Genomic DNA, 14541 nt, shown 5'->3' on the forward strand with positions numbered 1-14541 from the left:
TTGCTAAACATGAGAAAGTATATATAGTCATTAAGCTACTTTCAGATCAAAAACATTATCCTGTTTCAGTTTTGTGTCAGATTGCTAATATTAGCAGATCCGCTTATTATAAATGGCTTCATAGAGAAAAAAGTCAGAAGGAACTTCAGAGTGAAAAACTACTTGTTCTCATTAACCAAGCTTATGAAGAAAGAAACGGTATACTGGGTTATAGGCAGATGACAATCAAGATTCGACGTGAACACAATATAAACGTAAACCATAAACGAATCTACCGGCTGATGAAATTAGCTGGTCTAAAATCAGTATGCAGGAAAAAGAAATACAACTACATGAAGTCAACCCCTGAAGTTACAGCTGAAAATGTGCTGAACCGGGACTTTAAAGCACAACGCACCTGTGAGAAATGGCTTACGGATGTAACAGAGTTCAAATATGGCGATGGGAAAAAAGCATACTTAAGTGCAATCTTTGATCTTGGTGATAGAAGCATAGTGTCTTACGTCATTGGTCATTCAAATAACAATGCTCTTGTATTTGAGACTTTTGACTTAGCAGCTACAGCTTATCCTAACGCAAAACCCATATTTCATAGCGATCTGGTTTTCAGTATACAAACAAAACATTTAAGTTAAAACTTGATAAGGCAGGAATGACACAGAGCATGTCCAGGGTAGCTAGATGCATAGACAATGGTCCTATGGAGGGCTTTTGGGGAATTTTAAAATCTGAGATGTATTACTTGCGTAAGTTTAATGATTATGAGAGTTTGAGGAAAGCAATTGGGGAATACATAGGTTATTATAATACCAAGCGATACCAGAAACGTTTAAATTGCATGACTCCAATCGAATACCGTAATTATCTCACTGATATCTCTGCATAAAAAAGCACCAACCATTTTCGATTGGTGCTTCTATGATTTTTTATTTTTTCCACTGTCTACTTGACAGGGTGCAGTTCACATTATGACTGGTTTTTATTTTTAAGAATATTCAGATATTATCGTTTCTGCCATTTTTTCTATAGGTGTACAGGCATCCATGCTTTTCTTTCTCAGTAACTTATAAGCATCATTTTCATTGATCTGTAGCTTCTCCATAAGTATTCCTTTGGCCCGATCAATTTTCTTTCTTCCTGCTAAGGAACTTTCTAGTTTTTCTACTTGTTTTTCTAAACAATTAATTTTTTCAACACTTGTTAAAATAAACTCTATCATTTGATGAAGCTGAGATGCATTAATGGGCTTAGATACATAAACACACACCTTCATTTTTTTAAGCTGTTCATGAAAAAAATCATCAGGTTTGTTTGTGATAAAAAGAACTGTCGAAAGTCCATCTCCCTCAATAATTTGAGCTAGTTTATGAGGATTCATGCCCCATATGCCCGTATCCAATAACACCAGTTTAGGGAAAATACTTCTACAAGTTCTTAAAGTACCAGCAGCATCAGAAGCCTCATATACTTTGTATCCCTTCTTCATCAGTGCAGCATAAATCCATTTTCTGGATGTTTCTCCGCTATCTGCTATTAAAATACTGTGTCCCCTCACACCACTCACCCCAAACTGCAAATATAGTTTTATAGATATGCCCCTATGAACTTTAATATACCAAGAATAAAATTATACATCTAAATATTGATCTTCTATCATAAAGCCTATATTTATAGATTACACATATTCAATGGAGGAAAAGGGCTACCCCTCAAGGCACCCTTTTTTTTATTAAAACTTTCTTAGGTATCTGTCTAGCTCCCATTGACTTACATATCTTGAATACTCACTCCATTCTAATAATGCTGCATCAGAGAACTTTTCAAATATATGTGGACCTAGAGCTTCTTTTAATACTTCGTCTTTAGATAATTCTTGAATTGCTTCATATAAATTGGTAGGAAGACCTTCTATACCTTTTTCCTTCATCTCTTCACCACTCATATGATATACATTACTGCAAACAGGTGCTGGTGGCTCTATTTTATTTTTAATACCATCTAAACCTGCTTTTAAAATAGCTGCTAGTGCTAAGTATGGGTTAGCAGATGGATCTGGGTTTCTTAATTCGATTCTAGTTGAGTTACCTCTTTTTGCAGGTATTCTGATTAATGGACTTCTATTACTAGAAGACCAAGCAATCAATACCGGTGCTTCATAACCTGGAACTAATCTTTTATAAGAGTTAATTGTAGGGTTTGTAACAGCAGCAAAAGCTTTAGCATGCTTTACGATTCCACCTAAGTATTGGTATGCCACTTGTGAAAGCTTCAAAGGATCATTTTCATCATAGAAAGCATTTTTACCATCTAAGGTTGCTAAGGACATGTTGATGTGCATTCCTGATCCATTGATACCGAATTTAGGTTTAGGCATAAAGGTAGCATGAAGACCATGTCTTTGGGCAATGATTCTTACCGCCATTTTAAAGGTCATGATATTATCAGCAGTTGCTAGAGCATCTGCATATAAGAAGTCTATCTCATGTTGTCCTTGAGCTACTTCGTGATGAGAAGCCTCTATTTCAAAACCCATTTGTTTTAGCGTCACTGTCATATCTTTTCTAGCGTCTCCACCTAAATCTACAGGTGCTAAATCAAAATATCCTGCATTATCATGGGTATCTAAGGTTGGTTCCCCTCTTTCATTTGTGTGGAATAAGAAGAACTCACACTCTGGACCAACATTCATGATATAACCCATTTCCTCTGCTTCCTTCAATACTCTTTTTAATGTGTTTCTAGGACAACCATCAAAAGGTGTTCCATCTGGTCTGTAAACATCACAGATCATTCTTGCTTCTCTAGATCCATTTGTCCAAGGAAATACTACAAAAGTAGAAAGGTCTGGTCTTAAATACATATCCGATTCTTCAATTCTAACAAAGCCATCTATAGAAGATCCATCAAACATAATTTCATTGTCTAAGGCCTTCTCTAATTGCTCAATGGTAATAGAAATATTTTTCATTACCCCCATAATGTCTGTGAACTGTAAATGAATGAATTCAAGCTCAAGTTCCTTTGCTTTTTGTAAAATTTCTTCCTTGTTATAATTGGTTTTCATCAATATAACCCCCTTGTTAATATTGTTGTTGGTTAAATATAAAAAACGTCCACAACAAAAGGAATGATTTCTTTACTTCCTCTGTAGCGGACGCCTTTGCCCTTGAGTAACTTATTTGTTTATATAATATATTATACAGTATACAGTAAAGAATTGCAAGTATTTTTTTAATTTTTTTATTATTTTAAATTTTAAAATCATTCAGTTTATTAACGATGATTTCTTTCACCATTTGGGGATTTGCTTTACCTGAGGTAGCCTTCATGATCTGCCCCATTAAGTAACCCACCGCTTGTGCCTTACCGTTTTTGTAATCCTCCACTGCCTGTGGATATTTACTAATAATGTCTATTACGATCTTTTCTAGTTCTTCTGTACCGCTAATTTGATTTAAACCTTTTTCCTGCACCACTTGATCAGGAGTTTTGTCGGTTCCCCATAGTTCTTCCAGTACTTCTTTTGCTGCAGTACGACTGACTTTTCCCTCGTCGATTAGCTTTAATAATTGTACGATATATTCTGGCTTTAATGGCACTTCCTGTGTCTCTTCCTCATCTTTGAGGAGTCTCAACATATCTACAGTAATCCAGTTGGCAGCCTCTATAGGTATAGCTCCCAACGCCACTACTTTTTCAAAATAATCTGCCAGCTCTTTTTTTGCTACTAAAATATCTACCTGCATCTTCTGCACGCCGTATTTTTCTATAAAACGGGCTCTTTTTTCTGCCGGCAACTCTGGAAGCGTTGCTCCAATCTCTTCTATTTTATGCTGGTCAATAATCACTGGAGGCAAGTCTGGCTCCGGAAAATATCTATAATCATGGGATTCTTCTTTGCTTCTCATAGCAACAGTCTTTCCTTTAGCTGCATCCCATTTCCTCGTCTCCTGCTGAATTTTATGACCTTCGCCATAAAGATATAACTCCTGCTGTCGCTTTTCTTCCTTCTTTAATGCCTTTAAAATTTCTTTGAAGGAGTTAAGGTTTTTAATCTCCACCCTCGTATTTAATTTTTCTGTGCCGGCTTGGCGTAAAGAAATATTGGCGTCACATCTCAAAGACCCCTGCTCCATTCTACAGTCGGAGATATCTGTATATTCTAGAATTTCCTTTAAATTTTTTAAGAATTCCACTGCTTCCTCTGGGGATCTTAAATCTGGCTCTGTTACAATTTCTATTAAAGGTACCCCGGTTCTATTATAATCTACCAAAGTAGTAGCTTCCTCTTCAAGATGCATCAGTTTTCCTGCGTCTTCTTCCATATGAATCCGTGTAATATGAATTGTTTTCTTTTGTCCCTCTACTTCAATATCCACATAACCCTTTTCGCAGATTGGCAGGTCAAACTGTGAAATTTGATAGGCCTTTGGAAGATCAGGGTAAAAATAATTTTTTCTATCAAACTTATTGATTACGTTAATGTCACAGTTCAATGCCTTACCAGCTCTAATGGCCAAATCAACAGCCTCTTCATTCAGTACAGGCAAAGTGCCTGGAAGTCCAGTACAGACTGGACAAGTGTTTTCATTGGGATCTGCACCAAATTCTGTAGAACAGGAACAAAATATCTTTGACTTAGTAAGTAATTCAACATGTATCTCTAGTCCTATGATGGTTTCAAAAATCATGTCTACACCTCCTTAAAATCAGCTGCTTCTTTATGAATCCCTATTGCTTGCTCTAATTGATGGGCTACTGTCAATAATTTTTTCTCAGCATAGTGGTCTCCTATTAACTGCAATCCTATAGGCAGTTTAGATTTACTAAAACCACAAGGTATCGTAATCGCCGGCAGCCCAGCTATGTTAATGTTGACTGTATAAATATCTGATAGATACATTTCAAGAGGATCTTCTGTCTTTTCTCCCACACCGAAGGGTAACACTGGTGAGGTAGGACTTAAAATTACATCATATTTAGCAAAGGCTTCTTTGAAAGTGGCTCTGATTTTCTCCTTCATCATCATAGCTTTTTTATAGTAGGCATCGTAGTAACCAGAGGAAAGAACATAAGTTCCTAACATAATTCTCCTTTTGACTTCCTTGCCAAAGGCCTTTGTCCTGCTCTTCATCATCAATTCTTGAATTCCTTCAAATGCCTCAGGTCTATATCCATACCGAACCCCATCATATCTAGCAAGATTAGAGCTAGCTTCTGCAGAAGATAAGATGTAGTAAGCAGATAGTCCCGTATCCACAATCGGTAAAGAAAACTCTTCTACTACCGCTCCCATTTCTTCCAATAGCTTTATAGCTTCTTTTATACTATGATGAATCTCCTCATCTAATCCCTCTTGGAAAAATTCTTTCGGTAAGCCTATCTTCAGTCCTGTGACTTTCTTCTCTAAATCCACCATATAGTCTTCAGTGTAGCCTCCTTGATAACTGGTGGCATCCATTGGATCTTTTCCCTGCATGACTTGCAATGCTAAACTACAGTCCTTGACGGTTTTGCCAAAGGGTCCTATTTGATCCAAAGAAGATGCAAAGGCGATTAATCCATATCTTGATATCAAACCATAGGTAGGTTTTAAACCTACTACACCACAAAAAGCTGCCGGTTGTCTTATGGAACCTCCTGTATCTGAGCCAATCGTCAATGGAGCAAATCCTGCTGCCAACGCTGCAGCAGAGCCTCCCGAAGAACCACCTGGTACTTTTTGAAGATGCCAAGGGTTTCTCGTGGTCTTAAAAGCGGAATTTTCTGTAGAAGATCCCATTGCAAATTCATCCATATTAGCTTTTCCTATAATGATCGCCCCTGCTTCTTTTAATTTTTCAACGATTGTGGCGTCATAGGGGGGGATAAAATCCTGCAGCATTTTGGAAGCACAGGTGGTTGCAATCCCCTTGGTGCATATGTTGTCTTTAATCACCACTGGAATTCCCCCCAAGAGCCCCAAGGCTTCACCCTTTTCTAGTTTTTGATCCATTTCTTCTGCTGTTCTGAGGGCCTCTTCTTCACAAAGGGTAATCAAGGCATTTACCTTTTCCTCTTTATCGGCGATTCTCTCATAATAGGCTTTTACTACCTCTTTAACGGTAAAGGCTTTTTTACTATAACCTTCTTTAATTTCTTCAATCGTCATTTCATGAATTTTCATAACGTCACCTCTATTCTATAACCTTGGGAATTTCAATAAATCCTTCTCGCAATTTTTTAGCGTTTTGGTACAATTCCTCTTTGTTATGAAGTTTTTGTATTTCATCTTTTCTTAAAACAGCTGTTTTTCCATGGAAGTTGTTAAGATCTATTTTCGTTAAATCTTCTTTGTTTAAGTTATCAAAATGAGATAAAATCCCCTCAAAATCCTTTGCAAAGCTCTGTGCCTCCTCCTCTGTAAACTGTAATTTTGCAAGCTTAGCTATATACTTTACCTCTTCTATCGTCAACTTCATTCTATCCCTCCTAAGGTGTGATTCTTCCCATATCTCTAGGTAACAAAGTAGATTCTCTAATGTTTTGTAAGTCTAAAATCTTCATGGTAAGCCGCTCAAGGCCCATAGCAAATCCTCCATGTGGGGGCATACCATATTTAAAACTTTCTACATAAAAACCAAAGTCCTCTGGGTTTGATCCAAACTTGATGATGTTTTCCTTCAACATTTCATAATCATGAATCCGCTGTCCTCCAGTTGTGATCTCTAAACCCTTGTAAATCAAGTCAAAGCTTTTTGTCATTCCCTCGTAATCTTCATCTGGCATGGTGTACATTGGACGTTTTATAGCAGGATATTTTGTTAGAAATACAAAGTCACTATCATACTTTTCCTTTACATATTTTGAGAACACTATTTCTCCCTCAGCATCTAGGTTTCCTACTGGAGATTTTTTATCATAAACCTCTAACAGTATCTTCTGAGCTTCAAACAAAGGAATTCGAGGAATATCCTTGATCTCCGGCAATGTAATATTATGGATCTTCAGCTCCTTTTCACAGGCACTTGTAAGATGTTGAAATAAATGCTGAATAAACTGCTGTTGTATATTCATTAAATCTTCTTCATCTTTGATAAAGCCGGTTTCAACGTCTAAGCTTACATATTCATTTAAGTGCCTCCAAGTATTATGCAGCTCCGCTCTATAAGCGTGGCCGATTTCAAATACCGATTCAAAACCCGCTCCTACCATCATCTGCTTATAAAATTGAGGACTTTGAGCTAAAAATGCTCTTCTGTCAAAATAATTTACAGTAAATACCTCCGAACCTCCCTCTGTACCAGAGGCAATGATTTTAGGGGTGTGAATCTCTGAAAAACCTTGATCTTTGAAATAATCTCTAAAGGCAGTTACGATTTCTTCTTGAACCTTAAATATAGCTCTTCTGTCAGGACGTCTAAGACTTATATATCTGTGATCCAGCTCCATTTCTAAAGAAGTATTGACGTTTTTCTGATTGATGCTAAAGGGCAGAAGATCATAATAAGCATTACCAATAATAGTTAAGTCTTTTATGTGTATTTCTATACCTCCCTCCACCTTTTCATTCTTAACAGGTGTACCTATTACCTCTACTGCCATCTCTGTTTTAAGACTTTCTAAAACATCTAAGTCCTCCAAAACCAGTTGTAAAATTCCTGTTTTATCTCTCAAGGAAACAAATCCGAATGTTTTGAATTTTTTGACTTTAAAAATCCAGCCTTTCAATAAAACGGCTTCCTCTTCCCCTTTTATTTCTGTAATAAAGCTTCTCTTCATTTTGATCACTCCATTTAAACAATTTTTTATTGATGAATGACCGGTCCTTCAATATAAACTTCCAAAATCTATCAACTTCATGCATGAAAGTTGAAAATAAAAAAACCCTTCATCTCCTAATAAAAGGGACGAAAGGTTACTTCGCGGTACCACCCTGATTAACTAAATAAATTAGTTCAGCTCAATAAGCACAGAATAGTTCATCTATTCGATGCTTTTCAACGGTTAACGGGTTGAATCCGTCTAAGCCTACTTTCACCAAAGGATTTCGGTTAGAAACTCAAGGAGGTTCTTCGATATGTGTATCGTATTGGTCTCTCACCATCACCAACTCGCTTGAACTACCTCACATATGTACTCTTCCTATCATCGTCTTTTTCATATAAAGTGGTTTCTATATTTATTGTTGTTAATTATATTTTTTTTATACTTTGTTGTCAATAGTTTTTTGAATATTTTTTTTATTGTTTTTTCGAAACATTTTATGAAAATGTTTTCCTCTATATTTTAGTTTCTTAGGTGTTAACTTAACACAATTATCTCCAAAATCCTCTGGAACTGTCATCCTGAGTGTAACGAAGGATCTTGGAATAACGAAGGATGACAAATTATGGTTTAAGTTAATGCTAATGATTTTAGTTGTTTTCATTGTTACATCAAAACGTTGCATGCTCTAAGCTATTTATTTTCCTGAATCAATTCATGTATATCATCAAATAATGCAGCATTATAGTTTACACATACGCAAACCTCCATCACATCATAAAGCTTTTCTAGTTGCTTGATAATTTGTTCCATTCTCTCATCCCTCTTCACTAACAAGTACATTCTACTTACCTTTCCGTTCTCTAATCTCCCACATAGAATTCCTTCTAAGTTAAAGGCTCTTCTTGAGAAAAGTCCTGTAATATGAGACATTACCCCTGGATGATTGTTTACTGTAAGCTGGATAATAACATTTGATGTATTATGCAAGTTGCTCTCCTCCTATCATCATTTGATCATTTGCTGCCCCCGGCGGAACAATAGGCATAACATTTTCACTACAAGCTATCGGTATATTGATTACACAAGGGCCCTCTGCTAATAAAAATTCCTCTAGAAACCCTTCTCCTCCATCTAAGTGGCTTAAAGCATAACCCTTTATCCCAAAGTGTGTAGCAATACCCGTAAAATCGGGATTGGTAATAAAACTTGAAGCTATATAATTTCCTTGAAAAAACAATTCCTGCTGTTGCCTTACCATGCCTAAACCACCATTATTTAGTATAATCACCTTTATGTTTAGATTTAAATCTGCTAACGTTGCCAGCTCCTGAATGTTCATCAAGAAGGAACCATCTCCGCTAATACAAATTACTTTTTTATCAGGGTTTGCTAAAGCTGCTCCTATTGCAGTAGGTAATCCAAAACCCATTGTTCCTAAGCCCCCAGAAGTTAGTAATCTTCGAGGCTTCTTAAAGGGATAGGCCTGTGCCACCCACATTTGATGTTGACCAACATCCGTAGTAATAATTGTATCATCATCTACCAAATCACTTATTCTTTTAATAATGTTTAGAGGATGACATGACGCATTGGCCTCTGGCATGCAAAATGGATGTCTTTCTTTGATTTCTTCTATCCTTGAAATCCATTGTTGTCTATGGTTTTCTTGAAGAAAGGGAAGCAATTCCTTTAATACCATCTGAATATCTGCAGCTATTGAAAAATTTGTTAGCTTATTCTTATCCAATTCTGCCGGATCAATATCTACATGCAAAACAGCGGCATTGGGGCAAAAGGCTGCGATCCTCCCTGTGGCTCGATCGTCAAAGCGTACGCCAAAAGCTATTAACAAATCAGTTTCATTTAGGATTAAATTGGTATAGGGTGCTCCATGCATCCCCAGCATACCCAAATACAGGTTATCATCTGCAGGAAAGCATCCTAAGCCCATTAGGGTAGAGGCTACAGGAATATTATTTTTCTTGGCAAGTTGATACAAGAAGTCATGAGCGTTAGATTGCAATATTCCTCCTCCGATATACAATAAAGGTCGCTCGGCCCTATTAATCATGTTAGCGATCTTCTCTATATCCTGTAGACTTACCATATTTTTGTTGATAATCTCTTCTTGTTTCTTAGGCCATTCTTGAAGTTCTATTTCCTCTAACTGCACATTTTTAGGAACATCAATTACCACAGGACCAGGTCTTCCTGTTTCTGCCAACTTAAAGGCTTCAGGAATAACATGAAACAGTTCCTTAGCCGAACGTACAATAAAGTTGTGTTTCGTGATAGGAATAGCTAAGCCACAGGTATCTACCTCTTGGAAAGCATCAGTACCTAAAAGTGCAGCTGGTACTTGCCCTGTAATAGCAACCATAGGAACAGAATCAAGTTTTGCATCTGCAATGGCTGTCAGTAGGTTTGTTACTCCAGGTCCAGAAGTGGCAAAACAAACTGCAGCCTTACCAGTAGTTCTAGCAATACCTTGAGCTATAAAACCTGCTCCTTGTTCATGCCTTGCAAGAATATGTTGTATTTTATAGCTTTTGTTGAGGGCATGATAGATAGGAAGATTTGTTCCTCCTGGGATACCACTAATTTTATCTATCCCCTGTTCCTCCAGCAGTTTAATAATAATTTCAGCACCGTTATACTTCATTACCATTCTCCCCTCTTAATAAAGAAATTTAAAAAATAAAAAAACCCTCATCCTATCAATAAATAGGACGAAGGTTGTTCTCCGCGGTACCACCTAATTTTGTACAAAAAGTACACTGCTTAAATATAGCACAGGAAATTTCCGATGCTACTTCCCCTATAACGGTGGGAATCCGTTGAAGTCTACTCTTTTACAATTTCGGTTCACAGCTCAGAGGCTACCTTCCATATATCCTTCAGGGAAATTTTCCACCACCATTTCCTCTCTATACTTTGGGAATATATGTACTCCTCCTCATCAAAGCCTTTATATTGTTTTTTAAAATACATGATATTGTAAAACTATTCTAATATTTTTAAAGATTTAAGTCAATACTTTTTTACATATTTTTATACAAAATATTTTAGCAAGTTTAATTGAGAAGTTTTTTCCTTAGCTTTGCTTTGACTCTAATTTTTGATTCTATTAGCTTATATTTTCTTTTTCTGTTATATACTTTCTAAAACAAATATATCTTTCATCTATTATTTTTAACTCTATTAATAGTTTGTCTAAAAGTTCCTTAGCACTTTTAATGTCCCATTCTAAATGAAATATTTCATCCGTATTTGTTGTTTGCTGTAGGTGATCTTTAAGATCAGCAATTTTTTCTCTAAAAATAGCTACTTTTTTAGAGATATCCATAAGTTCTTGACGTAGATAATCATCTGCACCATCCACCCCTAAATCCCCAACTAACTGAATAATTATTTTCATATGTTTCTGATATATAGTTTCATCCATTGACCTCTACCACCTTTAATGAGCAGTTTTTATAAAAGCTTTTAAATACTGACTGCCGCCTTTTTGATGTAGTGCTTGGGGCCTACATTTCTACATTATATCATTATTTTTCATAATTTTATACAATTTTTCAATTTTTTCCATAGTAAAATTCCTTAGAGATTTTGTTTTTCTAAATCAGCCTAGCTCCTAATGGTAAGGAATTTATATTATATGGTTAAAAACATAACAAATATTAAGGAAATACAAGGTATTTATAGATACAATCGGATATTTTCTATTTTTTGGCATTATATCACTAGTTTTCATATTTGTACTAATTTACAAAAGTTTATATAATTGCTTTTAAGTAAGTTATATTTTATATGATAACTTTAAACTGATAAAGCGATGAAGGAAAGAAGTAACTGTAGAAGTCATGTAGAGAGCTAGTGGTTGGTGAAAACTAGTTGATCTATACAGCGAAATACATTCTCGAGCTGTAGGCTGAACAAATCTATTGTTTAAGTAGGCTGATCCGTATTTTCTACGTTACAGAAATTCAAGAGAGTTATATAGATATGGACAATTATCATATCTACATAATTAAGTAGGGTGGTACCGCGTATTACACATTCGTCCCTGTATATCATGGACAGATGTGTTTTTTTTATATATTTTTTTTATATATAAAATTAAGTTATTTTTATATCCGGATATATTAAATTGTAAAAACATCAATAAATTTCTACAAAAAAAGTTTCACAAAAGTAATTATCTTTAAAATTTTATAAAAACTAAAAATTAGGAGGTATGTATCAAATGAATATTCCTTTGATTATTGTGTTGGTATACATTTTGGCCTTATTTGCATTGAGTATGCATGCCCGTAAACTAGCTGCTAAAGGCAGCGAAGATTTTCTATTAGCTGGTAGAAAGCTTACTACTCCGCTGGTAGCGGTTACTATTACTGGCTTAGCCATAGGTGGAGCTTCTACTATTGGTGTTGCTGAGCAAGCTTACAATGTTGGCTTAGCTGCAGGTTGGTACAATGTGGCCTGGGGAGCAGGAGCTATTATTATGGGTTTAGTGGCAGCAGCTAAATACAGAAATTTAAATGTTACTACTGTACCAGAGTTATTTGAAAAGTATTATGATACTAAAGGACGTATTATCTGTGTAGTTGGACAAATTACGATTCAGTTGGTAATCACAGCCCTGCAATGTGTATCTGGTGGAGCTATTTTAGCTTCCCTACTACCTCAAATCTTTACCTTCCAAAGCGGTATGCTTACCAGCACCATTCTTTTTGTAGGCATTACATTTATAGGAGGTATGATGGGAGCAGGATTTACTAACCTTCTAAACATTGCTTTGATTTATGTTGGAATTATAGCAGCTACGCTAATCTCCATTTTTTCACAAGGAGGTCTTGCTAACGTTGCCGCTCAATTACCTCCCGAAGTACCTTACTTCCATTTAACTAATGGTTTAGGTTGGGTAGTCATTATGGGATGGTTTGCTGTTATGGTTACACAAGTAATGTCCCTGCAGGCTACTGTACAGATTTCCTGCAGTGCAAAGGATGCAAAAACTGCCCGAAACGGATTTATTCTTGGAGGCCTATTAATGATTCCTATCGGATTCTTGTCTGCTTTGATGGGTATTGTGGCAAGAACGATTTTCCCAGATATCAGTGCCACACTAGCTTTGCCACAGGTTATTATGTCTCTAAATCCCATTATCGCAGGAGTTACTCTAGCTGCTCTATGGGCGGCAGGAATTTCTACAGGTTGTAATTTATTATTGGGTTCCGCTACCTTATTTTCACAAGATATTTATAAAAGATTTATCAATCCTAATGTAAGCGAGAAAAATTTCTACGTTGTTACAAAGGTTTGTGTAGCTATCCTAGGCGTATTCTCCTATGTGGCAGCCTTAACAATCGTCACAATTGTTCAAACCCTATTGGTTGCATTAAGTTTGACTACTGCCTTCACTATCATTATTTTATTTACTGTATTTGCTCCAGGACTTTGTAGAAAGAACTCAGCTTTCTATACGATTCTAGTAGGAATTATTGTATTAGTTCTATGGCAGTTTGTACCAGCTATAAGAGTAGTTCCACATGTTATTTACTTAGAATGGATTGTATGCTTAATAACATTTTTAATTATACCGATGTTTGACAAAAATCCTGTAGCTAACATAGCAGCAACAGAAGCGTTGGAAAACTAACAAAAAAAAGAAGAGGTCTCCTCTTCTTTTTTTTGTTTTTTTTATTTTATTGTAAAGTCATTTCACCTTTTAATAGTTCTTCAATCATCTTATATTCTAAATCCACTGAAAAGTTTTGTATTCTTCTTCTTCCCTCTGTAATTAAAAGCAAGTATACTCTACCATTTGGGTAAATTTCTATGCCATAGATGTACTTGGTTGTATCACTTGAAATTTCCCGATAAACATTCACTCCTTCATAATCTACATAGCCTGAGTAATGAAAATTTTCCACTCGCTGCATTTTAAGATAATTCAAATCTCCGATATGTCGAAGATTTTGCACTTCCGTCCCTTCCAATGATTTTATCAGTTTATGTAAAGTTTCTTCTTCATTTACTAAGATCGTTTCTCGCTGTAGGTATAGTGAAAAGTCCCCCCAGTAACCAGCATCTGTTTCATCTATTTTTTGTATGGAAATACTATCAGGTATAACTAAGTCCTGAAGCGTAATTGCCTTGTAGGGAACATAGAGTTGATAAAAATTAATCGTCGTTAATGTAGCCGACAACAAGATAGCTCCTACTTTTTTTAGTTCTTTAAATCCTTTTTTCTCCTCTTTTTCTTCTTCCTTTAAATCTTTCTGATTTTTTCTATTTTCCCTCCCTGCTATGCCAGCTAATAGCAAGAAAGACCCTAACAGGACCCAATAGCTCCAATATAAGTCATATAAAGGAGAAACAAAAACCAGGTAGGTAGATTGTATCCAAGAGAATACCAAAAAAACCTTCAGTCCCAAAAGCATCTTTTCTCTAAAAGATATTAGTCGATCTCTGCTTTCCCGTATCGTCACCATAAGGGGTTTTAATAAAAATCCTATTATGCAAGCAATACTTGCAGCAATCCAAATACCATAACCAAAGCTATTTACCATAAATAAGAAAACCGCAAGCCCTCCTGACGCCCATACTAAACCAGTCAAGAGTAAAGATATTTTATCATTGTTTTCTGCCTTTTCCACGTTCATACGCTTTCTCCTTTTCCTATTAACTGCAATCATAAACTATTTGGGTTAACCATACTGGTAGGTACTTTGCTAGCTTAAGCCTCCCAACATAATTATTGTACGATAGTGCTGTTTTCTTGTCAAA

General features: G+C 35.9%; 13 protein-coding genes, 1 pseudogene and 3 other annotated features. Of the genes and pseudogenes, 3 read left to right on the plus strand and 11 right to left on the minus strand.

Annotation, left to right across the window (positions count from 1 at the left end):
- Window positions 1-8 precede the first annotated feature (8 nt).
- Together CACET_RS11790 and CACET_RS21345 are read left to right on the plus strand one after the other, a co-directional pair.
- Window positions 9-635, plus strand: a pseudogene (locus CACET_RS11790) (IS3 family transposase); the annotation flags it as partial.
- A gap of 17 nt (window positions 636-652) precedes the next feature.
- Window positions 653-886: an IS3 family transposase gene (locus CACET_RS21345; RefSeq protein WP_144414765.1), complete on the plus strand. Its 234-nt coding sequence runs from the start codon at window positions 653-655 to the stop codon at window positions 884-886.
- Window positions 887-985: 99 nt separating this feature from the next.
- Here CACET_RS21345 and CACET_RS11795 read toward each other — a convergent pair whose 3' ends face one another.
- From CACET_RS11795 to CACET_RS11840, 10 genes are all read right to left on the minus strand, one after another.
- On the minus strand, window positions 986-1555 hold the full coding sequence (locus tag CACET_RS11795; RefSeq protein ID WP_044825363.1) for an ANTAR domain-containing response regulator: 570 nt from the start codon (window positions 1553-1555) through the stop codon (window positions 986-988).
- 174 nt (window positions 1556-1729) lie between these two features.
- Window positions 1730-3064, minus strand: coding sequence for a type I glutamate--ammonia ligase (glnA, locus tag CACET_RS11800; RefSeq protein WP_044825362.1), 1335 nt, complete (start codon window positions 3062-3064; stop codon window positions 1730-1732).
- 184 nt (window positions 3065-3248) lie between these two features.
- Complete coding sequence (gatB, locus tag CACET_RS11805) at window positions 3249-4691, minus strand: Asp-tRNA(Asn)/Glu-tRNA(Gln) amidotransferase subunit GatB (protein WP_044825361.1); 1443 nt, start codon at window positions 4689-4691, stop codon at window positions 3249-3251.
- A gap of 2 nt (window positions 4692-4693) precedes the next feature.
- The gene (gene gatA / locus CACET_RS11810; protein WP_044825360.1) at window positions 4694-6166 is read right to left on the minus strand and encodes an Asp-tRNA(Asn)/Glu-tRNA(Gln) amidotransferase subunit GatA; all 1473 of its coding nucleotides are present in this window, start codon (window positions 6164-6166) and stop codon (window positions 4694-4696) included.
- Window positions 6167-6176: 10 nt separating this feature from the next.
- Window positions 6177-6461, minus strand: coding sequence for an Asp-tRNA(Asn)/Glu-tRNA(Gln) amidotransferase subunit GatC (gene gatC / locus CACET_RS11815; protein ID WP_044825359.1), 285 nt, complete (start codon window positions 6459-6461; stop codon window positions 6177-6179).
- A 10-nt stretch (window positions 6462-6471) separates the two neighbouring features.
- Window positions 6472-7761 (minus strand): aspartate--tRNA(Asn) ligase, encoded by a 1290-nt coding sequence (gene aspS / locus CACET_RS11820; protein WP_044825358.1) that lies wholly within the window; start codon window positions 7759-7761, stop codon window positions 6472-6474.
- Between the two features lie 121 nt (window positions 7762-7882).
- Window positions 7883-8140, minus strand: a binding site (T-box leader).
- Between the two features lie 45 nt (window positions 8141-8185).
- Complete coding sequence (locus CACET_RS20505; protein ID WP_158386049.1) at window positions 8186-8410, minus strand: hypothetical protein; 225 nt, start codon at window positions 8408-8410, stop codon at window positions 8186-8188.
- Between the two features lie 29 nt (window positions 8411-8439).
- Window positions 8440-8736, minus strand: a complete 297-nt coding sequence (gene ilvN, locus CACET_RS11830; RefSeq protein ID WP_044825356.1) for an acetolactate synthase small subunit — start codon at window positions 8734-8736, stop codon at window positions 8440-8442.
- Window positions 8729-10411 carry a biosynthetic-type acetolactate synthase large subunit gene (gene ilvB / locus CACET_RS11835; protein ID WP_044825355.1) on the minus strand — a complete coding sequence of 561 codons (1683 nt, stop codon included), beginning with the start codon at window positions 10409-10411 and terminating at the stop codon, window positions 8729-8731. Before ilvB ends, ilvN begins: the two co-directional genes overlap by 8 nt.
- A gap of 60 nt (window positions 10412-10471) precedes the next feature.
- Window positions 10472-10721, minus strand: a binding site (T-box leader).
- Between the two features lie 155 nt (window positions 10722-10876).
- The gene (locus tag CACET_RS11840) at window positions 10877-11194 is read right to left on the minus strand and encodes a hypothetical protein (protein ID WP_044825354.1); all 318 of its coding nucleotides are present in this window, start codon (window positions 11192-11194) and stop codon (window positions 10877-10879) included.
- A gap of 381 nt (window positions 11195-11575) precedes the next feature.
- Window positions 11576-11820 (plus strand) — a binding site (T-box leader).
- Between the two features lie 175 nt (window positions 11821-11995).
- Between CACET_RS11840 and CACET_RS11845 the strand changes: the two genes are divergently transcribed.
- On the plus strand, window positions 11996-13411 hold the full coding sequence (locus CACET_RS11845) for a sodium:solute symporter family protein (RefSeq protein WP_044825353.1): 1416 nt from the start codon (window positions 11996-11998) through the stop codon (window positions 13409-13411).
- Window positions 13412-13457: 46 nt separating this feature from the next.
- Here the strand turns inward: CACET_RS11845 and CACET_RS11850 are convergent, their stop codons facing one another.
- Window positions 13458-14417: a hypothetical protein gene (locus CACET_RS11850; RefSeq protein ID WP_044825352.1), complete on the minus strand. Its 960-nt coding sequence runs from the start codon at window positions 14415-14417 to the stop codon at window positions 13458-13460.
- Window positions 14418-14541 lie beyond the last annotated feature (124 nt).

Source organism: Clostridium aceticum, from assembly GCF_001042715.1.
Classification (GTDB): domain Bacteria; phylum Bacillota; class Clostridia; order Peptostreptococcales; family Natronincolaceae; genus Andreesenella; species Andreesenella acetica.

Coding starts and splice junctions, on each gene's coding strand:
- CACET_RS21345 (WP_144414765.1), top strand. CDS start 653: ATGACACAGAGCATGTCCAGGGTAGCTAGATGCATAGACAATGGTCCT.
- glnA (WP_044825362.1), bottom strand. CDS start 3,064: ATGAAAACCAATTATAACAAGGAAGAAATTTTACAAAAAGCAAAGGAA.
- gatB (WP_044825361.1), bottom strand. CDS start 4,691: ATGATTTTTGAAACCATCATAGGACTAGAGATACATGTTGAATTACTT.
- gatA (WP_044825360.1), bottom strand. CDS start 6,166: ATGAAAATTCATGAAATGACGATTGAAGAAATTAAAGAAGGTTATAGT.
- gatC (WP_044825359.1), bottom strand. CDS start 6,461: ATGAAGTTGACGATAGAAGAGGTAAAGTATATAGCTAAGCTTGCAAAA.
- aspS (WP_044825358.1), bottom strand. CDS start 7,761: ATGAAGAGAAGCTTTATTACAGAAATAAAAGGGGAAGAGGAAGCCGTT.
- CACET_RS20505 (WP_158386049.1), bottom strand. CDS start 8,410: ATGAAAACAACTAAAATCATTAGCATTAACTTAAACCATAATTTGTCA.
- ilvB (WP_044825355.1), bottom strand. CDS start 10,411: ATGAAGTATAACGGTGCTGAAATTATTATTAAACTGCTGGAGGAACAG.
- CACET_RS11840 (WP_044825354.1), bottom strand. CDS start 11,194: ATGGATGAAACTATATATCAGAAACATATGAAAATAATTATTCAGTTA.
- CACET_RS11845 (WP_044825353.1), top strand. CDS start 11,996: ATGAATATTCCTTTGATTATTGTGTTGGTATACATTTTGGCCTTATTT.
- CACET_RS11850 (WP_044825352.1), bottom strand. CDS start 14,417: ATGAACGTGGAAAAGGCAGAAAACAATGATAAAATATCTTTACTCTTG.